The sequence below is a fragment of the Actinoplanes sandaracinus genome (assembly GCF_030009775.1).
Taxonomy (GTDB): domain Bacteria; phylum Actinomycetota; class Actinomycetes; order Mycobacteriales; family Micromonosporaceae; genus Actinoplanes; species Actinoplanes sandaracinus.
Genome location: NZ_JASCTH010000031.1, coordinates 13,310 through 34,812 on the forward strand (window position 1 = coordinate 13,310; position 21,503 = coordinate 34,812).

Here is a 21,503-nt window from a genome sequence, read left to right on the forward strand (position 1 = left end):
AATTCGTGAATGGGTTGTTGACGTCAACCTCAGTTGAGGTTGCAGTCTGGTCCGCATGGCACTTCCGATACTCGACGAGGTTTATGAGCGGGTTCGGCACACCGGTCCGGAGCGTGACGGCTGGTTGTCGAACCATGCTCCGATGGCGGCCGAGGCTCTGGTGCGTCATGGGCACGAACATGTGGTGCATCGCTGGCTGGACGGCTATGGGGATCGTCTGGAGGAGCGGCCTCGGGGGATCCGCTCCATCGCGGCCGCCGAGTGGCGGGACCCACTCGGCGATCCGGTCCGCACCGGTGACTGGCTGAACTTCTTCGAACGCGAGGTGGCCGATGATCCCTGGCGAGTGGTCCTCGCTCGCTGGTGGCCCCGTCTCCTACCCGGAATCGCCGCCGGCGCCACTCACGGAGTGATCCGGACCGGGCACGCGGTCCGGACTCTGCTCGACGAGGAAACCGACTCCCGCGTCGAAGAACTCGGCCAAGGACTGGCGTACTGGGCGGCACGCTGGCAGCCCTTGGCGCCGCCCGGCGCTGGGCCCTATGTGCGGAGCGACCCGAGGATCGCTCTCGACACGGTGCCACGAGTACCCGATCAGAGGTTCGGGATCCGCGCCCGTCTGGCTCAACTCGCCGACCTGGGCCCGTGGGCCGGCGCCGTCGGCGCGGTGCCCGGCGAACCGGATACCGACGCCACCGCCCGGCTGGCGGCGATCGTGGACGCGGCCGTGATTCAGCACAGCACGCATGGACACGCGAGCCCGGTCATGCTCGTGCACGCCGCCACTGCTCCCAACGCCGTACTGCGGGCGCTGCCAGCACTGCCGCAAACACTGTGGGAACCCAGTGTCGCCGCGGCCTGGGCCGCGGCGGCAGCCGTCACCGCCGCGTACGCGCCCAGCGAAGGGCTCGCCGCCGACCACGGCCCGGCCACGACTGATATCGATGACTTGCTGCACCGCGCCGTCGACTCCGGCGACGCCCATGCGATCAAGTTCGCCGACACCGCTATCGACACTTACGTTCACAGCGGCGATCAAGCCTTACTCGGCGGAATCGCTCATTCCCTCGAGCTGATCATCGCCGATCGCTGATCGATCGGTGCACTGCTGCTGGATACGCCCGGACAGCCGCCCACCTCCGCGGCCGGTCAGCACCACATCACGGGGTTGCCGGTCGTCATGGCGGCCCGGCACAACCGGCGTAACGGCTCCACGATGTAGCCGAACGCGGCCGGCGACTGGTGCCGCGTCCTCAGGCACAGCCGCTCGGGCGGCGTTCCCGTGCCCCCGACCGGCGACATCGCGATCCGAACGCTCTTCTCCTCGTCGCTGAACTGCACCTGCCCGCCGGGTAGTACCCGTTGCCGGAACCGGGTCGACCGAAACAGCGTGGCCGGCGGATCGGAGTCGGGGTCGAGGATGAAGAAGCCCTCCGGGTCCACCCCGGCCCGGTAGCCGGGGCCCAGCATCAGCACACCCTGGTACGCGGCGACGTACGTCAACGCCACCGCTTCGGTCGCCTCGTCGACCAACACGACCTCATCGTCGATGACTGCCCGCTGCTCGAAGTAGTCCAGCTCGTGGAGAACGCGGGCGGCTGCCTCGGCCGGCATCCGGCCGCCGTTGGCGCTGGGCAGTTCGGCTCGCAGGGTGGGGAAGTGCGACCACCCCGCCGCCCCCAGCGCCTGCTGGAACAGGCGGTATCCCGTCCAGTTGGCCAGGTGCTCGCCGGCCTGTTCCATCAGCTCGTGCGGGCAGGCGCTTGCTATCCAGCCGTCGAAGGCGGCATCCGCCTCGGTGTACTCATGCCCAGAAACCAGCAGGCTCAGATGGCCCTCCTCGTCGAAGCCGACGGGTCCCACCGGTGCCGGCGGTGTCCGGCCGTCCTGCCAGCACCGGCAGTAAACGAATGCATCGACTCCCACAGGGACACCGTAAGGAACGCGTCAACGCTGATTCCTCCCCGCGGGTCGCCGCGGTCACCAAGGACGCGCAGTGCCGACGTCTTCGCCGAAGTGGACGGCGAAGCGTAGGACTACGCGGTCGGGGCACTGATCGTCGAGGAGGCCGGCGGGGTGATCACCGACCACGACGGACGCACAGTCACGGCCCGGACCGCCCAGGTCGTCGTGGCGGCCAACCCTGCACGGCCAACTGCGCAAGGTGATCCACTGCCGGCGATACGCCAGAATTCCTGCTGCTTCACGGAGGCGATGTGTCTATCGGAACCACGGCGGGCCCCCAGACGCTGCACCGCGCGCGATGGGCGGTCGCCGCCGCCTTCTTCACCAACGGCGCCGCGTTCGCCAGCTGGGCGCCGCGCATCCCCTCCGTGCAACAGGCCCTGGAGCTCGACGCCACCACCCTCGGCCTCGCCCTGGCCGGCGGCGGCATCGGTGGCCTGATCTTCACCCTGCTGTCCGGAATGGTGGTCGACCGTTTCGGCAGCCGCCGGGCCCTGTTCGCGGCGATCGCCGCGCTGGCGGTGTGCCTGGTGCTGCCCGGCCTCGCCCCGGTCTGGTGGGGCCTGCTGCTGGCGCTGATCCTGCTCGGCGTCGTGGACGCGCTCATGGACGTCGCGATGAACGCCGCCGGTGCGCTCGTCGAGCAGCGCTCCGGGCGTTCGTTGCTCAGCGGCTTCCACGCCGCGTGGAGCATCGGTGCGGTCACCGGTGGCGTCCTCAGCGCCGCCGCCGCGGCACTGGGCGTCGCCGTGTGGCTGCACCTGCTGGTGGTCGGGGTCGTGCTGTGCGCGACCGCGCTCGTCCTGGGCCGCGGCCTGCTGCGGCACACCCCGCCCACCGCCCCGGCCGCGCCGGGAGAGAGGACCACCCGGGTGGCCCGCCCGACGCCGGTGCTGGTCCTGCTCGGCCTGCTCGTGCTGGCCGCCGCCTTCATCGAGGACGTCCCCCAGTCCTGGAGCGCGGTGTACCTGTCCACCGGGCTGGACGCCGCGCCGGGTGTGGCCGGGCTGGCGTTCGTCGCGTTCTCGGTGTTCATGGCCGCCGGCCGGCTGGTCGGTGACCGGCTGGTCGACCGCTTCGGGCCGACCCGGGTACTGCTGGCCGGCGCGCTGCTGACCGCGGTGGCCTTCGGGCTGAGCCTGCTCGTCGCCTCACCGGTCGCGGCGATCGCAGGCTTCGCCCTGGTCGGCCTCGGCGCCAGCCCGATCTTCCCGGTGGCGTTCAGCCTCGCCGGCCGTCTGTCCGGGGCGAGCGCGGGCGGCGGCATCGCGCTGGTGTCGCTGGTGTCGCGCGTCGGCTTCCTCATCGCCCCGCTGCTGGTCGGGGTCCTCGTCGATGCGACCGGTTTTCGGGCCGCGCTGTCCGTCGTCTCGGCGGCCGGCCTCATCGTCGCCCTGCTCGCCCGGCGTCTGCGCACGGAGATGGCGCGGACGCCGGCCGTCCCCTGAGAGAGGAGCGGCATCATGCGCATCGCCTGCAGGCCGTCCCGGCCACCGAGGGCGAGGTCGCGCCCTTCTCGATCGGCCGCGAATACGCGCGCTCAGCGGGAATGGCTTTCCAGCGCGTAGTCCACACCCGTGAGCTGTTCGGAGACCGCCCAGAGGTGGGCGGCGAGTCGTGGGTCGCGGGCGTCGGCTGACGGCGGGACGAGTTTCGGACTGCCGCGCAGTTTGCCCGGGCCGGACGGGCCGTAGAACTCGCCGCCGCGGACGGACGGGTCTGTCGCGGCGTACAGAATGGGAAGCGCGCCCTGCTCCGGGCCTTGAGCGATCAGCGGGGTGCTGATGCGCAGCATCATGCGGTTGAATCCGACGGTGGCGGCCTGCTGCAGACCGGTCCGGGCGAAGCCCGGGTGGGCGAGCACGCTGCGGATCGGGCTGCCGGCCGCCGTGAGGCGGCGCTGTAGCTCGATGCCGAAGACGGCGTTGGCGAGTTTGGACTGGTTGTAGGCGGTCATCGGCTGATAATCGGTGGCGCCGGTGAGGTCTTCGAAGCGCAGTTCGCCCTTGCGGTGCAGGTGTGATGAGACGGTGACGACGCGCGGGTCACGGCCGGCGGCGAGCATGTCGAGCAGCAGGCCGGTGAGCGCGAAGTGGCCCAGGTGGTTGACGCCGAACTGCATCTCGTGGCCCTGTGCTGTGAGCGTGCGCGGCATCCCCATCACGCCGGCGTTGTTGATCAGGAGGTCCAGCCGGCGGTGGTCGCTGCGCAAGCCGGTGGTGAAGGCGCGGACCGAGTCGAGGTCGGACAGGTCGAGGTGGCGGGCTTCGACGCCTGGCAGCAGGCGGGTGGCGCGTTCCGGGTCGCGGACCGCGGCGATGACCCGGTCGCCGCGGTCGAGGAGGACGCGGGCGGTGGCCAGGCCGAGCCCGCTGGTGGTGCCGGTGATCAGCGATACCGTCATATGCCATAGCATGCCGTCGATGGCACAGGGTGTCAATTGCGGCGCGTAGTATCGTGACGCGATGGCTAGCATGGCGCAACGCAAACGGCAGCTGGTTGCCGCCGAGATCACCGAGGCGGCGTTGCAGCTGTGCGCGGTCAAGGGCTTCGACACCACGACGGTCGACGAGATCGTGGAGGCGGCCGGCATCTCACGGCGCACGTTCTTCCGGTACTTCTCCTCCAAGGAGGACGTGGCCATCCAGCTGCTGGCCTCGCTCGGCACCGACATGCGCGACGAACTGCGGGCGCGGCCGGCGGGCGAGCCGCCGGCCACCGCGCTGCGCCACGCCGTCGGCATAGCCATCGACCACTGCGTCGACGAGCCGCTCAAATCGTTGCGGGTGGTTCAACTGATCCTGCGTACGCCGGTGCTGCACGCCCGCATGCTGGAGCGGCAGGCGCAGTGGCGCGAAGGGCTGACCATCGAGTTGGCCGTCCGCCTCGGCCGGGATCCCGCCACCGATATGTTCCCGGAGATGGCGGCCAGGATGGCGCTCGCCGCGTTCGAGGCGGCGATGCTGCACTGGAGTGTCAGCGACGGGGCGGCCGACCCGCACGTGCTGACCGACCGGGCCTTCGCGATGATCGGTCCGGCGCTCGATCAGGCCGGATAGCCAGCGGTCCGGCATCGCTGTCGAATGCGGAACGGCACACCGGCGAATAATCCGCAGCGACCGATCTCGGCTTCGTCGATCATGAGCAGGTGACGCGTACCGAGGGCTACCTGCCGGCGGGGTTCGTGGCCGGCTTCCGCTGGATGCCGGGCGGACAGGACTGGACCGCGGACCTACCGCGCGCCGTTCCCACTGTCAGCGACGGCCTCGCCGATTTCCTCCCGGCCGGCCAGGATACCGAGCCGTGGCAACAGCCTCTGTTCGAGCCCTGGCACCCATCCTTCCCGCAGGCGGCCGATGCCGTCAGGCATGCGCCTCCGGACACCCGCACCGCTCATGTGCTGAGCATGAGCTTGGCGGCCACCGCAACCACCGAGCTGGCGACCATGATGGAGGAGTGGATCGGCGACCTTCCGCATCCGATCCGGATGAACCTGGCGCGACCCGCGGCCGCCCCACCCGGCACGATTCACCGGTTCGAGGTGCTCGGCTTCGACACCGGCCGCTTTCACAGCGGGCGGCCTCGTCGATGTCGTGCTCGGTGACGAGCGCGGGAACCAGAGCCCGCCGATCCGCCGAGCACAAAGGGCCGAACGGCGGCCTGAGGCCCGCGGATCCGGCGCGACGACGCCACCCCCGGCGACCCGCTCGCGCGGCCCTCGTCCGTCCGGTGCGGCCGAGTCACGGGGGACCGGGCTGTTCGCCGGCACTCCACAGTGGACGTCGTGTTCCCACTGTCCGGGCAGGAGGTGCGCGCATGCGGGACGCCTGCCGAATGTTTACCGGCCGGGCAAGATCCGCTGAGCAGGACCGTCGATAAAGGATCTCGACAAAAGCGAAATATCCTCGCTGGTGCGGATCGCACCGCGACGCTAGGGTCTGTACGCACTCCGACGGCGCCGCAACCGGGCGCTGATCGGGGCTTCATGCTGCCCAGATTGGATGAACGTTGGCGCCCGTACCGGCCGACCCCGCGAGCACGCGAACCGATCCCCGCCTGGAATCGGCGTCGACCGCGAACCGTCCACAGAAGAGCCGACAGCAGTCGATCAAGCGACGCGTCGTACGCCTCGTCCTCGTCCCCAGTGTCGTCGCCCTGCTCCTGTGGTTCACCGCCTCCGGATACCTGGTCTTCCAGGGCTTCTACAACCGGACGGTGGCCATCACGGTGCGCGAGGTGTCGATCCCCGCGGTCACCGCGCTCTCCTCGATCCAGCAGGAGCGCCGGCTCAGCATCGCCTTCCTGGCCCGCCCCACGCCCGACCTGAAACCGCTGCTCGACCAGCGTCAGCAGACCGACGACGAGCTCGTGAAGCTCCGTGCGGTCGCCGACAGCGCGCTGTCCGCCGCACCGGACTCGATCCAGCAGCGATGGCGGACCCTGGCCGGCTTCCTCGACCAGCTGCCGAGCACCCGCACCGCGATCGACGCCCGCTCCACCACCGACGAGCAGGCGTACTCGTTCTACAACGAACTGCTCGACGCGGCGACGAGCCTCTTCGACGATCAGGCCCGCATCGTCCCGGACGCCGTCGCGGCGCAGGGCGGCATCACCGCCACCGAACTGTTCCGCGCGAGCGACCTGATGTCCCGGGCCGCGTCGATGATGGACGGCGCGTTCGCCGCGAACACCTTCGGCAACGCGGAGTACCTGGAGTTCGTCCGCCTGGTCAACGCCTACCACTACCAGATCGACATCAGCCGTCCGCAGATGGAGCCGCTGGTCCGCGACCGTCTGCAGACCCTCACGGCCACCAGCGACTGGCAGGCGCTGCTCGCCGCCGAGGACGCGATCGTCGCGAACGGCTCCTGGCGCAAGGGCGTGCCGGCCGCGCTCGGCGGCGCCCGCGGCCAGTGGTCGCAGGTGACCGCCGCCACCGCCGCGCAGCTGTCCGCGCTGACCATCGATGAGGCCGACCAGATCTCCGCCCTTACCCTGCGAACCGGCAACAACCAGCTTCTCAGTGCCCTGATCGGCAGCCTGGTGGCGCTGCTGGTGGCGGTCGGCGCGATCCTCTGGGCCCTGCGCCAGTCAGCCGTCCTCGTCGACCGGGCGCTCTCGGTCCGCCTGTCGAGGCTCGGCAGTGACGCCGATGCGCTGATCGACGAGCGTCTTCCGGCCGTCATGGACCGGCTGCGCCGGCGCGAACCGGTCGATCTGGCGGTCGAGTTCGCCCAGCGCGACTACGGCAGCGACGAGATCGGCCAGGTGGCTGGCGTGCTCAACCGGTCGGTGCGGGCGGCCGCCGAGGCCGCCGTCGACGAGGCGAAGGCCCGGGCCGCGGGCACCGCGATGCTAATGGGCGTCGCCCGGCGCCCGCAGCGCCCGCTGCGGCGCGGCCTGAAGGTCATCGAGGACCTGCAGGGACAGATCGGCGACGAGAAGCTGCTGAGCCACCTCTTCGACATCCATCACCAGCTCAACCAGACCAGGCGCTTCCTGGAGAACCTGGTCATCCTCGCCGGTGGGCAGATCGGCCGGCGCTTCTCCAAACCGATGCCGCTGCGCCGGGTGCTGCTGGCCTCCTTCGCCGAGGCCCACAACTACCAGCGGATCAGCCTGCGCAGCGCGACCGACGCGGACTTGGTCGGGTACGCGGTCGCCGAGGTCATCCATCTGCTGGCCGAACTGCTGGACAACGCGCTGGCGTTCTCCGCGCCCCGCACGACCGTCTGGGTGACGGCCGTCAAGGTCAATCACGGCGTCGCGATCGAGATCGAGGACGCCGGCGTGGGAATGAGCGCCGACGCCGTGGAGCGGGCGAATGTCCTGCTCTCCGCCGCGCCCACTCCCGAGGTCACCGAACTGAAGGACGGCGCGCAGGTAGGCCTCTACGTGGTGGCGGAACTCGCCAAGCGGGAGGGCGTGCAGGTGAGCCTGCGCCGGTCCGCCTACGGTGGCCTGCTCGCCATCGTGCTGCTGCCCGAGCGGCTGCTCGTCACCGGTGACCACACCACGGACGGCGACGAGCCGCACGCCGGCGCCGCGACGGCGGCCCGCGCCGCGGTGCCACCGGTCGACGGCGGCCCTCGCCGGCCGGACCGGGCTGTCGAGGCGGCGCCCGCCGCGACACGGTCCACGGTGGTCCTGCTGGAGCCCGAGGCCGGCACCGGCCCTCCGTCCGACGACACCGCGGGCGGCCCGATGAGCCCGCCAGCGCCGAGCGGCAGCGCCCGGACGCCCGAACCGGCCGAGGCCACGAGCGCCCCGGCCGCAACCAAGCCGCCGCTGCCGCACCGGCAGCCGCAGCAACACCTCGCGCCCGGCCTGCGGGACGGGGCCTCGGCCGAGGAGAGCACGCACGAGCTGACTGCGGCGCGTTCCCCGGAAGAGGCCCGCAGCCGCTTCGCGCAGTACCAGAGAGGGCGGGCCGCCGGGCGTACGGCCGACCGCCAAGAGACAGAAACCCGAGCTGAGCAAGGCAGGAACGCGTGACCAACTCGACCTCCTCCATCGAACTGCCCTGGATGCTCGACGAACTCGTCGAGCTGCCGCACGTCATCTCCGTGGTGGTGCTGTCCACCGATGGGCTGATCGTCCAGAAGTCGACCTCGATGGTGCAGGAGCTGGCGGAGATCCTCGCCGCCGGAGCCTCCTCGATGTACAGCGTGGCCGCCGGGACCGGCCGCCGGTTCGCCAGCGGGCCGGTACAGCAGGTCGTCATCGAATTCCACGAGCACACCCTGTTCATCGCGGCGGCCGGGCAGAACGCGCGCCTGGCGGTTCTCTGCGCCCAGGACGTCGACATGGGCATGGTGGCGTACGAGGTGAGCCGGCTGGTCACCCGCATCGGCGACTATCTGGGTGCGCCGGCCCGCTCGGCGCAGCCGGGCTCCGACGCCTCAGCAAGCCATGATTGAGGACTGGGACGGCGACGACGAGTCAGAGGCCGGACGATTCCTCCCGTTGTACATCCTGGTCAACGGGCGGACCACTCCACGCAACAGCAGTCTGGACCTCGCCACCCAGGTGATCGCGCTCGCGGCTGACGCCACCCGGCTCGAGCCCGAGTACCTGCAGATCCTGAACCGGTGCGGGAACTGGATCTCGATAGCCGAGATCGGCGCGTACCTGCACATCCCGCTGACGATCGTCAAGGTGATGGTCGACGTGCTGCTGGAACAGGGATATCTCGACAGCGGCTCCCCGGCGCAGCAGAGGGTCGTCGACCCGGCCCTGCTGGGTGCGGTCCTGGCCGGCCTTGAGCGGCTTTAGTCACGAGGACTGGGGAATGAAACGTACATCAGTCAAGATAGTCGTGGCCGGCGGTTTCGGTACCGGCAAGACCACCCTGGTGGGATCGGTGAGCGAGATCGCGCCACTGACCACTGAGGAGCTTCTCACCGAGGCCGGCGTCGGGGTGGACGACGTGACCGGCGTGGAGTCCAAGACCACCACGACCGTGGCGCTGGATTTCGGGCGGATCACCATCAGCCCGGACGTGGTGCTCTACCTGTTCGGCACGCCCGGGCAGGACCGCTTCTGGTTCATGTGGGACGAGCTGGCGCAGGGCGCGATCGGGGCGATCGTGCTGGTCGACACCCGGCGGCTGGACAGCAGCTTTCCCGCCGTCGACTATTTCGAGCGACGGGGGATCCCGTTCGTGGCGGCGGTCAACCGGTTCTTCGGTGAGTGCCCGTACACCGAGGAGGAGATCCGCGGCGCGCTGGAGCTGGGGGCGGACGTCCCTCTGGTGTGGCTCGACGCGCGGGACCGCGCGTCGAGCAAGCTGGCGCTGGTCTCCCTCGTCCGGCACGCGATGGCGCGCCTGCCGGTGGCTCGGGCCCACTGACGCTTTTCGGGTGCGAGTCACCCGGGTTTCAGGGTGTGAGTCACCCGGGGAAGGGCCCGCAAGCGGGCGCTGTCCCGCCGCCTGACGGCCGGCGGCGGGACCTCACGGTCGGCCCGGGGTCTCAGGCCAGCGGTTCGAGACGAACCTTGAAGTGGCGCAGCCGTGCCGGCGCCGAGGCGATCCGGTAGCCACGGATCCGCTCCGGGTCCTTCGCGATCCCGGCCAGTACCGCGGCGACGTACGCGAAATGCTCCTCGGTGTAGACCCGGCGTGGGATCGCCAGCCGGACCAACTCGAAGGGCGCCGGGCTGACCAGCCGGTTCTCGGCGTCGAGGGTGCCCAGGTACAGCGAACCCAGTTCGGCGGAGCGGATGCCGCCGTCGAGATAGAGCTGGCAGCCGAGCGAGTGGCCGGGGAACTGTGCGGGGGACAGGTGCGGGAGCAGCCGGCCGGCGTTGAGGTAGAGGGCGTGGATGCCGGCGGGCGCGACGGTGTCGACGCCGGCGTCGTTGATCATGCGGGCGAAACGGGCGGTCTGCTCGGCGCGGGCCGCCAGATAGGCCGGGTCCACCACCTCGCGCAGGCCCTGCGCGAGGCGCTCCAGATCGTGCCCGGCGAGCCCGCCATAGGTGGAGAAGCCCTCGGTGGCGATCAGGTTGGCCTCGCAGCGCTCGAAGAGGTCGGCGTCGCGCAGCCCGATCAGGCCGCCGATCGCGGTGAGACCGTCCTTCTTCAGGCTGATCAGGCAGCCGTCGGCGAGCTGGAAGGCCCGGGTGGCGATCTGCCGTGGGGTCCAGTCCTGGTAGCCCTCCTCGCGCTGCCGGACGAGCCAGGCGTTCTCGGCGAACCGCGCGGCGTCCAGGAAGAAGGGGATCCCGTGACGGCGGCAGATGGCCGCGGCCGCTTCCAGGTTGGCCATGGAGACCGGCTGAGCGCCGAGCCCGTTGTTGGTGATCGTCATGAGCACCAGGCCGACTCGGGGGCCGTCCGGGCCCGCCAGTGTCTGTTCCAGCGTGGTCAGGTCGATGTTGCCCTTGAAAGGCTCGGCGCTGTCCAGGTCGGCGGCCTCGGCGCAGGGCAGGTCCCGCGCTTCGGCGCCGGCCATCTCGACGTTGGCGTGAGTGGTGTCGAAATGGGTGTTGCTGAGACAGATCCGCCCGGGGCCCAGCAGGTTCGAGAACAGGATGCGCTCGCCGGCCCGGCCCTGGTGCACCGGCAGCAGATGGGGATAGCCGGTCAGGTCGGCGGCCTCGTCACGGAAACGGAACCAGGACCGGGCCCCGGCGTACGACTCGTCGCCGAGCGCCGCCGCGGCCTCCTGCGCGGTCGAGGTCGCCCCGGTGCCCGAATCCGAGAGCAGGTCCACGGTGATCTGGTCGGCACGCAGATGGAACGGGTTGTACCCGGCCGCGGCGATGGCCTCGCGCCGCTCCCGCGCGGAGAGGAAGGGAATGGCCTCCACCACCTTGATCCGGTACGGCGGTGGAAGCGGGATGTGATCGGGCAGCAAGAGGGCTCCTCAGACGGCGATGGACAGTGGCCGGGGCGGCATCACCTGGTACGCCTCGGAGGACAGATAGACCGTCATCCCCGGGCGTGGTGGGCCGAGGCGCAGCGAGACGTGGGCGAGCAGCCCGACACCGTCGTCGAGTGGCCGGTCGGTGACGGCGGCGATGGCCCGGTCGAGGAACGCGGGGTCGAACCCGTAGCGGTCGAGCAGCGGCAGCATCCGGTGGTGAGCCTGCCGGTCGTCGCCGACGTAGTCACGGATCGGCACATAGATGCTGTAGCCGACCGGGCGGCCGACGCCTTCGGTGATCGTGTAGCTGTCCACCAGAGGCCGGCCGTCGAACCGGGCGGCGCGGCCGCTGTCCACGCAGAAGGCGGCCACCTCGGCCGGATCGACGCCGTCGACCGCGGCGGCGGCGCGGGCCGCGTCCTCCGGCCCGGCGTCGTGGTGCGACAGGTAGAGCTTCACCCGGGCCTGCGGCCCGTCGTGCAGGTCGAGGGCGAAGAACGTCAGACGGTCGCGGCGGCCCAGCTCACCCGGGCGGACGGCGTGGTCGAGCATGCGCGCGTACGCGTCGCCGAGACCCAGACGGCGCAGAGCCTCCGCGACGATCTCCGGTGCGCGTTCGGCGCCCGTGACCTCGGGATTGAAGTAGACCTTGAACTCCGGTCGCCGTCCGGCGCGGAACACCAGGGAGATCCAGAGCCCGAAATCGCCTGTCGTACGGTCGCCGGCGAACAGATCGCGAACCATGTCGAGCCGGCGGGTGGACAGGCCGTACCGATCGGCGTGGCGGTGCAGGAACGCGTAGGTGGCCGCCATGTTCTCGGCCACTCCGGGAGCGGGTGCGAGCACTTCGGCGAGGATGCGCAGGGCCGGCGGTTCGGTCTCGTTGTAGGCGAGCGAGAACTCGATCGGGGTGTGATCGTCGGCGACGCCGGACGGCCAGGCCGGTGGCGCGGAGAGCGACCGTGACCCGTGCTCGCCGAGGACCCCGGACAGCAGGGCCACCGGGGCCGCCGGGTCTATGCCGACGACGCCGCAGAGCCGGCTGAGTTGACCACCGAGACGATCCATTACCGACACGTCCTGCATCAAGACCCCTGTCCCTGGCAGCCGTCGACTGCCCTGTCGCGCGGCTCCCTTCGATCGACCTGTCTGGTTTGCTCCGCACTCGCGGGGGTGCAGCCGCGGATCGCCCGTGCCCACCAATAGTCATGTGGATCATGAACTCAAGTCGAGGGCGACATAGATCACAGTCGACTGATCAATGCCGCTCAGTCACCGTCCGCAGTGGCCGTCCACTTCGCACCACGGCGCGAGGGGCATATGAGCAGGCCGGCGGGGATCCGGGATGGCGTGGGGGCAGCGCCGACATCCGGACAAGATCGAACAAAAGAGGATCATGGGGTACGGATGCATAAGCGAGAAATATTCGCTATGTACGCAGCGTGCCTCTTGGGCCGAAACCGCAGCCGTGTGGTCACGATCGTCGCCTCGACCAGTGATGATCCGCGCCGGCCGCGTCCGGGCGCGACCGGGAACGGACACGCCGATGATCTCGTTGCGGCTCTGCGGTTACTTTGGGCTACTGGCGGAGCACTTGCCGAGTGTGTAGCGTCAGGCACCCCTGAGTTCGCCTCATCGGGGCCGTCCCATGCTTTCCGCGCGGGCCGCCCCATGCTCTCTGCGCCTGGAATCGGACCATCGTGGAACACGTCATTCTCCTGAACGAATCCGGCGAGGCGCGAGGGCTGGCCGACAAGCGCACCGTGCACACCGATGCCACCCCCCTTCACCTCGCGTTCTCCTGCTACATCTTCGACGCCGCCGGCCGGTTCCTGATCTCTCAGCGCGCGCTCCACAAGAAGACGTGGCCGGGCATCTGGACCAACAGCGTTTGCGGGCACCCCCAGGAGGGCGAGCCGATCGTCGACGCCGTCCACCGCCGGGCCGCCTTCGAGCTGGGAATCACGCTGAAAACCGTCCGGCTCGTGCTGCCCGCGTTCCGATACCGGGCCGAACTGCACGGCGTCGTGGAGAACGAGATGTGCCCCGTCTTCCACGCGACCGCCGACAGCGACCCGCGGCCCCATCCCGACGAGGTCGCCGCCACCCGATGGCTGCCCTGGTCCGACTTCGTCCGCGACGTCAAGGCCGCACCGGACGCCTACTCGCCGTGGTGCGGTCAGCAGATCGAGCAGCTCACCGCCCTCGGCCCCACCCCCGACGGCTGGCCCTCGGGCGATCCCGCCCTTCTTCCGCCGGCCGCGCACACCGCGGTCCGCTGAGGACGCCGACCGAGACCGTCACGGGCGGCGGAAGCGGTCGGGCCACGACCGGTGAAGCCCACGTCTCAGGCCGACTCGCGCACGACGAATTCCGTGCTCAGCAGGACGGACCGTTCGATCCGCTCGCCGCGGGCCATCCGCATCACCTGCCGTGCCATGGTGCTGCCGATCTCGTGGACCGGCAGGCGCACCGTGGTCAGCGGAGGCTCCGCGTACCGGGCCGGCTCGGTGTCGTCGAACCCGATCACCGCGACGTCGGAGGGGACCTGCCGGCCGGAGAGCCGGAGAACCTGCATGGCCGCGTGGGCCATCAGGTCGGAGGCGACGAAGACGGCGTCGAGCCGCGGGTGGTCGGTGAGGAGCCGCCGCATCGCCGAACTGGCGGAGCTGTAGGTGAAGTCACCGACCGCGACGGCCGGCGGGAGCCGGGAGTGCCGCATCTCGGCGCGATAGCCGGTCAACCGGTCGATCGCGCCGGGGACGGTCTGCGGTCCGGCGATTGTGGCGATCCGGCGGCGGCCGGAGTCCACCAGGCGGCGCACCGCCGACCGGGCGGCGTCGACGTTCGCGACATCGACGTAGGGCACGGGCGACAGGCCCAGCGGTCGTCCGTTGACCACCACCGGAACGCCCTGCGCGGCGAGTGTGCCGGCCAGTTCCTCGGCGCCGCACATCGACACCACCATGACACCGTCGACGTGGCCGCTCAGAGCGGCGTCGCGAACCCGGTCCAGGCTCTGCTGCGAACTCGCCAGGTGCAGCACCAGTTCCTTGCCGGCCGCCGCCAGTTCGTGCGCTGCCCCGCTCACGAGGGTGGAGAAGAACGGATCCTCGGAGAAGATCCGTTCCGCCGACTCGGCGAGCACCAGCGCGTACGCGTCCATGCATTGCGTCACCAGGCCACGGGCGGCCCGGTTGGGCACGTATCCGAGAGTGCGCACGGCGCGCAGCACCGTGTCCCGCAGATCGGGCGATACCGACGTCGAGCCGTTGACCACCCGGGACACGGTCGCCCGGGACACCCCGGCCAGGTCGGCGACCGTCTCCAGGGTCGGCCGCATGTGCCCGGTCACCAGCGGTTTCCCGGCGCTGATCCGCCGACGTCGGCTATCGGTCATAGCGCCGGCATTTCGATCGATTCGGCGTGTTCACCGGAATGCGCGCCGAGAAACCGTCAAAATTGTCATCACCATGAAATATTTCGGTGATCGGCATGAGCTGGTGATCCTTTTTCTGAAGTCGGGGCGCGTTGCTGACGGCGCTCGTGTCACCGTACGCAATATGCGGTTGCGTGACAATCCGAGAGACGTGCGAACGTCGCCCGGCGATAGATTTCAGATTGCGCAGATAAGCGTGCACCGTCGTGTTTACGCTTCGGTCCATCTTTAGTCTCCGCAGGCCACGGTGCTCAGGGATGCGCTGAAATCATCCGGTCCGCCCGATAGAGCGTTTGCTGGAAGGTCGGCGAACCGGCCGGTGGAGCCGTGTTCGCCTTTCTGGGGCATTCTCGCGGTTGAGCTGCGATGGCGATCGTGGCGGGTCCGGTGGTGCGGCGGGATTGATGAAGGCCATGTTTACCGGGCGCGTCGGTGACGTTTCCGGCGGCTCTGTGGCACCAGTCACATGGTTTGCGGGTGGCGGCCTGGCGGCCCTACGGTTCTCGGGGCGGCCAATGGCGACCAAGTCAGTGGCAGGCATCAATGTGTAAGTGTCGGTGCGGCGGCGTGATCACCATTCGCGCAATGCCCCGACGTCCGTGGACGTTCCAACAATGCCGTCTGCTCGGCCCGTTCGACCGGGGCGGGTAACCACACCCGCCGGCCATGCGTCTCGCGGCCCAGATCTCCTGGCCATGCAACCACTGGGAGCAAACATGCCCTCCACCAGTCCGCAAGCCCGCCTGGCGGGTCCGTCCCCCCGCCAGGCGTGGCGGCCGTTGCAGCGGTCCACCCGAGTCGCCATCATCGGAGCGCTGCTCGCGACGGTGTTCTACCAGATCTTCCTGCTGGATCCGCAGTACCGCGGGCCGACCTGGCTGTGGGCCGCGATGCTGGTGGCCGAAGGCCTCATCGCGATCCATGCCATCGGGACGTGGTGGACCATCCTCGCCCACGACGACCGGAGCGAGCCGGCCAACGTCACCGTGTGGCGCAACCAGCTCCGCGCCGGCGCCGTGGTGCCGTCCATCGACGTCTTCATCACCGCCTACGGCGAAGCGCCCGAGCTGGTCCGCGCGACGTTGCGCGCGGCCCGGGACATGACGCTGGCCCACGAGACGTGGGTCCTCGACGACGGGGACAGCGACGTCCTGCGACAGATCTGCGCCGACGAGGGCGTCGGCTATCTGCGCCGCGACGGCGGACGGCACGCGAAAGCGGGCAACGTCAACGCCGCGCTCGGCCGGACCACCGGCGAGTACGTGGTGATCTTCGACGCCGACCACGTCCCGGAGCCGAACTTCCTGCTCCAGGTGCTTGCGCACTTCGACGACCCGGAGGTGGCGTTCGTGCAGTCTCCCCAGTCGTACGCCAACCAGACGAACCTCATCTCCACCGGCTCGTCGGAGGCTCAGCGCATCTTCTACGAGCTGGTGTGCCCGGGTAAGAACCACTTCAACGCCGCGTTCTGCGTCGGCACGAATGTGATGTTCCGGCGGGCGGCGCTGGACGAGATCGGCGGGATCGCCACCGGCAGCAACTCCGAGGACATCTGGACGTCGCTGGAGCTGCACCGGCGGGGCTGGAAGTCGATCTACGTGCCGCAGGTGCTGGCGCGCGGACTGGCGCCGGTGGACGTGACGTCGTACTTCAAGCAGCAGCTCCGCTGGGCGAGCGGCGGCTTCGAGGTGGTCCTGCGCGGCAGGCTGTTCCGCCGTGGCAGTGAACTGACGCTCGACCAGCGACTGCAGTACCTGTTCGTCGGCACGCACTACGTGTTGTCGCTCGCGATGCTCGTCTTCATGCTCTTTCCCGCCCTCTACCTGCTGTTCGCGCTGAGCCCGATCCGGGCCGACGGGCTCACCTGGGCGGCGCACTACCTGCCGTTCCAGGTGATGGTCCTGGTGGTCACCTGGCTGCAGTCCGGTGGGTTCCGGATGTCGGCGATCGTGGCCAGCATCGGCGCCGCCCCGGTGCACGCCCGGGCGTTCTGGGCGACGCTGCGCGACAAGCCGGCGCGATGGAGCGTGACGAACCAGGCCGGCGCCGGCTCGCGGTCCCTGTGGGTCGTCATGCCCCAGCTGGCGCTGGCCCTGCTCAACACGACCGGCATCGTCGTCGGCCTCGTGGTCATGGCCGATCCGGCGCCGACGTGGCTGTCGGTGGCCTGGGCGACCATGATCGTCCTCATCCTGGGCCGGATCATCGTCGAATCCGTCCGGCCGAGCCCCGGGGAGCCGCTTCCGGAGCCGCCGCCCGTCGGCGCCGGCCGGACCGCCGAGCCGCCCGTCGGCGCCGGCCGGACCGCCGAGCCGGCCGTCGGCGGCGGCCGGAACGCCGCGCCGGCCGCCGTGCGCTAGGCCCGGCCCGCCCTCGGAGCCGCAACCCCATCGCATCTGACCGTTCAAAGGGATATCGCCATGACCAGTGTGGTCGAACACGACACTTCCGATCAGTTCTCTCCGGCCACGTCCCCGGCGCCGGAGGCCACCTCCGAGCCGGCCGGCCGCGACGGTGACGGGCGCGCCGCCCGGTCCCGGGTGCCGGCCCTGCGGACCTTCCTCGCCACCGCCGCGCTCGTGGCCTGCGCGGCCGCGGGTGGCACCTATGTGGTGACTCAGCGGCTCGCCGACGCCGCGTTCGTCTCGCTGGAGGACGCCGTGCTCACCGCGGACGCCCTGCCGGTCGGATCCACCGGAGCCGGGGTGGTCACCGAGGTCCTGGTGACCGAACAGGCCCGGGTCGCCGCGGGCCAGGAGCTCGCGCGGGTGAGACTGGCCGAGGACCCCGCGCAGGCCACGCGGGGCCCTCGCACGGAGACGCTGAAGGCCCCGATGCCCGGCACGGTGTCCAGGATCGACATCGCGGTCGGAGGGGTGGCGGGCGCCGGTGAACCGATCATCACGATGTACGACCACACCGAGTTGAGCTTCGAGGCGAAGGCCACCGAGGAGCAACTGCGCGATCTGCGGCTCGGCATGGCCGCCCGCGTCACCGGCCCCGGTCTCGGCCGTCCGGTGTCGGCCACGCTGGATCACGTGAAACCGCGGGTCGGCGCCGACCCCCTCCTGGACGCTCCGCTCACCGAGGAACAGAAGGTGGCGCATGAGCGGCTCACCGTCGTGCTGGTGCCGGGCACCGGCGACGTGGATGCCGTGAGCGCGCTGGTGCCGGGCCTGCGGTACACGGCCGAGGTGGACACCAGGACCGCGGTCGGCCGGATCCCCGCCGTCAACAGCGCCGGATGAGGGCCGGTCTTCGGCGGATCGTGACCGCCGCATGTCTGTTGTCCACGGTCGTGCTCACCGCGAGCTGCACAGAGGGGCCGGAACCGGACGTGCGCGACCCGGAGCGAGCCGCGCCGGCGGCCGGTGTGCTGAGCGAGGGCGACGCCACGACATCGGTGCGGCGCCCGGCCACGGAGGGCAAGGCCGGCCTGGCCGACACCCTGCCCGCCACCGCGAGCCCGAAGCAGCGTCCGGCGCGAGCCGGGCAGTCGCTGGCCGGGCAGGCGCTGCCGACGAACCAGTGGTGGACCTCCGTCCTGACCGGCGCCCCGGATCAGCCGATCTGGGCCCGGCCCCTGGCGATCAAGAGGACCGACGCGGGGCTCGCTGTCAGCTCGGCCACCGCGACCGCATCCGCGAAAGCGGTCGTCACGCCGTTCGCGCCGGCCCTCGTCGCGGCCGGGCCGATGACCGTGCCGGAAGTCGTCGGGTACGGCGCCTTCCACGTCGTCCTGCGCGCCGGACTTCGCGGCGGAGGAACCGTGGAGCTCACCGTCGTGCAGGGCAGTCCGTTGCTGTACCTCGACTTCCGCGACGCCAAGCCGGCGCTCACCGCGACCGGTCCGCTGCACCGCGGCGACGGCGGCGGTCCGCTCGCCCGGCTCACCATCGCCGGGCAGCGCTGGGACGTGCAGGCTCAGGACGGCGCCGAATGGCGTCAGGACGGCGACCGGCTCACCGTGGACCGGCCCGGCCGCACCGCGATCGTGGTGGCTCGGGTGCCCGACCAGGTGGACGACGCCGCGTGGACGGACGCCATCGCGGCCGCGGCCGGCGACCCGGTGATCCGCACGACGTCGCACATGGCCTACGACGGCGCCGCGGGCACGGTGACGCAGACCCTCACGGCGGAGCGGCGGTCGGGCCGGCCCGGCGTGTGGGCGCTGCTGCCGCACCAGCAGAAGGGGCTCGTCCGCGACGACGGCGTCCCGCAGCCGCTGGCCGGAACGTACTCCGATGCCCTCGGACCGCTCTCGGTGGTCCGCGGCCCCGCCGTCCGCGTCCGGGTGCCGATGCCCGGCCTGATCACCGAGGTGCCGGCGGTCACGCTGTCCGATCCGGCGCGTGCCGCGGTGCTGGACGACCTCCAGCGGGATCTCGCCGACGAGCCGCCCACCGCCGACGGCGGCAGCTACTTCGGGCTCAAGGAACTGGGCAGGCTGGCCACCCTGGCGGAGGTCGCCAAGGGGATCGGCGCGCGGCCCCAGCAGGACGCGGCGCTGCAACGGCTGCGTGCCGGGCTGGTGGACTGGCTGACCTACGGAGGCGCCGGCGACACCCGGTACTTCGTGTACGACCAGACGTGGGGCGGGCTCATCGCGGTGCCCGCCGAGTTCGGCAGCAACGACTACAACGACCATCACTTCCAGTACGGGTATCTGGTGCGTGCGGCGGCGGTGCTCGCCGAGGCGGACCCGGCCTTCCTCCGGGACTACGGCGCGGCCGTCAGTCTGGTGGCACGCGACTACAGCGGCACGCTGTCGGGCAGCGGGGCGGACGGCTTCCCGGCGTTCCGCGCGTTCAACGCCTATCTGGGACACTCGGCGGCGTCCGGCTTCGCCCCGTTCGCCGACGGCAACAACCAGGAGTCGTCGGGCGAGGCGGTCGCGGCGTGGGAGGCGGTCGCCCGGTGGGGCCTCGTCACCGGCGACGCGGACCTGACGGCGTACGGCGTCACCCACTACGCGCTGGAAGCGGCGACCGCGCGGATGTACTGGCTGGGGGAGGGCCTGCAGCGGCCGGCCGGATACGAGCACACCGTGGCCGGGATCGTGTGGGATGCCAAGATCGATTACGCGACCTGGTTCGACCCGAAACCGGAGTCGATCGTCGGCATCCAGCTGTTGCCCCTCACCTTCGGCTCGCTGTATCGCGGCGACGCCGGGCCGGCCGCCGCCCGTTCCACCCAGCTCGGCAAGGAGGTGGGTGGCATGCCACGGGTCTGGGGCGATCTGTTCGCCGCCGATCTCGCGATCGCCGATCCGGCGCAGGCGCGGGCCCGGCTCGGCCCGCAACTGCCCCGGGAGGAGAGCACCAGCCGTGCCATGGTGCGGTACTGGGTGGAGATGCTCGCCGCCTATGGATCGCCGCAGCCGGCCGTCGTGGCCGACGGTCCGTTCGGGATGGCGTTCGGCAGCGCCGAACACCCGCGGCTCCTCGCCGTCAACCCGACGGCCGCGCAGGTGACCGTGACGTTCCGGCGCCAGGGCGCGATCGCCGCGACGGTCGTCGTCGATCCCGGCCAGAGCGTCGTCCGCAGGCTGTGACGGCGCCGGCGGGCGGGCTCAGGGGAGCCCGGCCGCCGGTGTCCCGGTCACGACCGCGACCGCTGACCAGGACCCCGCCGTGGAACGGCGGGCCCTGGTCAGCGGGCGTTCAGTGAGATGACCTTGCCGATCAGGCCGCCGCCGGGGAAGTCGAGCATCAGCATGCCGGTGCGGGTCACCGGGGTGTGCACCTCCGGGCCCTCGTGGAGATAGGTGAGCAGGAACGGGTTGACGCCGCGCACCCCGAACGCCCCGCCGGCCACCTGCCGCGGCTGGGCGAACAGGCTGGCGCCGCTGGCGAAGTTGACGTACATCGTGGCCGGGTCGCCGGCGCTGGTGGCGTCGAGGAACCGGCGTACCTGGTCGCGTTTGGTCGCGATGGCGCCCACGTTGGGCACGTGGTACTCGTCCTGCACATAGGTGGAGGAGCCGTCGTCCCAGCCGGCGAACTGCGCGAGCCCGTAGCGCCCGATCGGGCCGCCGCGCGGTCCGTTCAGGACGGCCAGGACGACCCGGCCGCGGACGGCGCCGAGCGACGGCGTCGGCGCGCCGGCCGTGCGGGTCACCGACGGCTGCCAGAACAGGTTCGGGTAGCGGGCCGCGTACGCGTCGAAGATGTCGGCGAAGCTCCGCTGGCCCGGCACGTCGGTGCAGGAGCCGAACTCGCCGGTGCACTCCTGCTTGAGCCGCATCACCACGGTCTCGCCCGGATGCCCGGCGAGAAACGCGCCGAGCCGGGTGAGCACGTCGTCGAAGTTGGCGTTCTGGTAGATCGCCCCGTGGTGGATGGTGAAGGTGTCGCCGGTGTTCACCCGCGCCCGGATGTCGATCATCCGGATGCCCGCGGTCAGCTGGCGGGCGAGCGTGCCGCCGCTGTCGCCGAAGTCCTCCTGCGTCTGGGTGAGGATGCCACCGCGCGTCGACATGGTCTCGTGGGTGCCCGGAATGGAGAGCGCGGCGAGGCTGGTCGAGCCGGCCAGCGGCGCCATCCAGTCGGGATTGCTCGCGGTGCCGAGCGAGCGGTAGGACGCGTCGGCGGCGAGGGCGGGCTGCGGCGTGACGAGGAGGACGGCGAGAACACCGAGGACGACGGCGAGAGGACGCTTCATGCCAGCGATTGTCGTCGATGCCGGGCTTCCGTAGAAGGGCGAGCGCCGCCTGGGCCCATGAAGAT

19 protein-coding genes are annotated in these 21,503 nt (G+C 70.8%); 12 read left to right on the forward strand and 7 right to left on the reverse strand.

The genetic code is table 11. From position 1 onward, the window contains the following. Nucleotides 1-55 precede the first annotated feature (55 nt). Nucleotides 56-1,093: a questin oxidase family protein gene (locus QLQ12_RS36845; RefSeq protein ID WP_282765483.1), complete on the forward strand. Its 1,038-nt coding sequence runs from the start codon at nucleotides 56-58 to the stop codon at nucleotides 1,091-1,093. Nucleotides 1,094-1,149: 56 nt separating this feature from the next. Here QLQ12_RS36845 and QLQ12_RS36850 read toward each other — a convergent pair whose 3' ends face one another. Further along, entirely contained in the window at nucleotides 1,150-1,926 is a 777-nt protein-coding gene (locus QLQ12_RS36850; protein WP_282765484.1) for a hypothetical protein, read from the reverse strand. Between the two features lie 290 nt (nucleotides 1,927-2,216). On the opposite strand from QLQ12_RS36850, the gene QLQ12_RS36855 reads away from it, so the two are divergent. After that, nucleotides 2,217-3,413 (forward strand): MFS transporter, encoded by a 1,197-nt coding sequence (locus QLQ12_RS36855; protein WP_282765486.1) that lies wholly within the window; start codon nucleotides 2,217-2,219, stop codon nucleotides 3,411-3,413. Between the two features lie 92 nt (nucleotides 3,414-3,505). Here the strand turns inward: QLQ12_RS36855 and QLQ12_RS36860 are convergent, their stop codons facing one another. Continuing rightward, nucleotides 3,506-4,369, reverse strand: coding sequence for an oxidoreductase (locus QLQ12_RS36860; protein ID WP_282765487.1), 864 nt, complete (start codon nucleotides 4,367-4,369; stop codon nucleotides 3,506-3,508). Between the two features lie 61 nt (nucleotides 4,370-4,430). Between QLQ12_RS36860 and QLQ12_RS36865 the strand changes: the two genes are divergently transcribed. From QLQ12_RS36865 to QLQ12_RS36890, 6 genes are all read left to right on the forward strand, one after another. Further along, entirely contained in the window at nucleotides 4,431-5,024 is a 594-nt protein-coding gene (locus tag QLQ12_RS36865) for a TetR family transcriptional regulator (protein ID WP_282765488.1), read from the forward strand. A 125-nt stretch (nucleotides 5,025-5,149) separates the two neighbouring features. Further along, nucleotides 5,150-5,569, forward strand: coding sequence for a hypothetical protein (locus tag QLQ12_RS36870; protein ID WP_282765489.1), 420 nt, complete (start codon nucleotides 5,150-5,152; stop codon nucleotides 5,567-5,569). A 404-nt stretch (nucleotides 5,570-5,973) separates the two neighbouring features. Further along, a complete protein-coding gene (locus tag QLQ12_RS36875) occupies nucleotides 5,974-8,460 on the forward strand; it encodes a nitrate- and nitrite sensing domain-containing protein (protein ID WP_282765490.1) in 2,487 nt (828 codons plus the stop codon). Next, nucleotides 8,457-8,885, forward strand: coding sequence for a roadblock/LC7 domain-containing protein (locus QLQ12_RS36880; RefSeq protein WP_282765491.1), 429 nt, complete (start codon nucleotides 8,457-8,459; stop codon nucleotides 8,883-8,885). The genes QLQ12_RS36875 and QLQ12_RS36880 overlap by 4 nt, the downstream gene beginning before the upstream one ends. Beyond that, nucleotides 8,878-9,240 carry a DUF742 domain-containing protein gene (locus QLQ12_RS36885; protein WP_282765492.1) on the forward strand — a complete coding sequence of 121 codons (363 nt, stop codon included), beginning with the start codon at nucleotides 8,878-8,880 and terminating at the stop codon, nucleotides 9,238-9,240. The genes QLQ12_RS36880 and QLQ12_RS36885 overlap by 8 nt, the downstream gene beginning before the upstream one ends. A 16-nt stretch (nucleotides 9,241-9,256) precedes the next feature. After that, nucleotides 9,257-9,817, forward strand: coding sequence for a GTP-binding protein (locus QLQ12_RS36890; RefSeq protein ID WP_282765493.1), 561 nt, complete (start codon nucleotides 9,257-9,259; stop codon nucleotides 9,815-9,817). Nucleotides 9,818-9,938: 121 nt separating this feature from the next. On the opposite strand, the gene QLQ12_RS36895 is transcribed toward QLQ12_RS36890, so the two are convergent. Further along, on the reverse strand, nucleotides 9,939-11,327 hold the full coding sequence (locus tag QLQ12_RS36895; RefSeq protein ID WP_282765494.1) for a tryptophanase: 1,389 nt from the start codon (nucleotides 11,325-11,327) through the stop codon (nucleotides 9,939-9,941). A gap of 9 nt (nucleotides 11,328-11,336) precedes the next feature. Then, nucleotides 11,337-12,404 carry a tryptophan dimethylallyltransferase family protein gene (locus tag QLQ12_RS36900; protein ID WP_282765495.1) on the reverse strand — a complete coding sequence of 356 codons (1,068 nt, stop codon included), beginning with the start codon at nucleotides 12,402-12,404 and terminating at the stop codon, nucleotides 11,337-11,339. 632 nt (nucleotides 12,405-13,036) lie between these two features. On the opposite strand from QLQ12_RS36900, the gene idi reads away from it, so the two are divergent. Next, the gene (gene idi, locus QLQ12_RS36905) at nucleotides 13,037-13,618 is read left to right on the forward strand and encodes an isopentenyl-diphosphate Delta-isomerase (protein WP_282765496.1); all 582 of its coding nucleotides are present in this window, start codon (nucleotides 13,037-13,039) and stop codon (nucleotides 13,616-13,618) included. Nucleotides 13,619-13,683: 65 nt separating this feature from the next. Here the strand turns inward: idi and QLQ12_RS36910 are convergent, their stop codons facing one another. Further along, complete coding sequence (locus tag QLQ12_RS36910; protein WP_282765624.1) at nucleotides 13,684-14,691, reverse strand: LacI family DNA-binding transcriptional regulator; 1,008 nt, start codon at nucleotides 14,689-14,691, stop codon at nucleotides 13,684-13,686. 34 nt (nucleotides 14,692-14,725) lie between these two features. Beyond that, nucleotides 14,726-15,001 carry a hypothetical protein gene (locus tag QLQ12_RS36915; RefSeq protein WP_282765497.1) on the reverse strand — a complete coding sequence of 92 codons (276 nt, stop codon included), beginning with the start codon at nucleotides 14,999-15,001 and terminating at the stop codon, nucleotides 14,726-14,728. A 490-nt stretch (nucleotides 15,002-15,491) separates the two neighbouring features. On the opposite strand from QLQ12_RS36915, the gene QLQ12_RS36920 reads away from it, so the two are divergent. Genes QLQ12_RS36920 through QLQ12_RS36930 form a run of 3 tightly spaced genes read left to right on the forward strand, consistent with a single transcriptional unit; the run spans nucleotide 15,492 to nucleotide 20,329 of the window. Then, on the forward strand, nucleotides 15,492-17,135 hold the full coding sequence (locus tag QLQ12_RS36920) for a glycosyltransferase family 2 protein (RefSeq protein ID WP_282765498.1): 1,644 nt from the start codon (nucleotides 15,492-15,494) through the stop codon (nucleotides 17,133-17,135). Nucleotides 17,136-17,195: 60 nt separating this feature from the next. Beyond that, the gene (locus QLQ12_RS36925; RefSeq protein WP_282765499.1) at nucleotides 17,196-18,023 is read left to right on the forward strand and encodes an HlyD family efflux transporter periplasmic adaptor subunit; all 828 of its coding nucleotides are present in this window, start codon (nucleotides 17,196-17,198) and stop codon (nucleotides 18,021-18,023) included. Continuing rightward, nucleotides 18,020-20,329 carry a glycosyl hydrolase gene (locus QLQ12_RS36930; protein WP_282765500.1) on the forward strand — a complete coding sequence of 770 codons (2,310 nt, stop codon included), beginning with the start codon at nucleotides 18,020-18,022 and terminating at the stop codon, nucleotides 20,327-20,329. The genes QLQ12_RS36925 and QLQ12_RS36930 overlap by 4 nt, the downstream gene beginning before the upstream one ends. Nucleotides 20,330-20,427: 98 nt before the next feature. Here the strand turns inward: QLQ12_RS36930 and QLQ12_RS36935 are convergent, their stop codons facing one another. Beyond that, complete coding sequence (locus tag QLQ12_RS36935; RefSeq protein WP_282765501.1) at nucleotides 20,428-21,438, reverse strand: phosphatidylinositol-specific phospholipase C; 1,011 nt, start codon at nucleotides 21,436-21,438, stop codon at nucleotides 20,428-20,430. Between the last annotated feature and the right edge of the window lie 65 nt (nucleotides 21,439-21,503).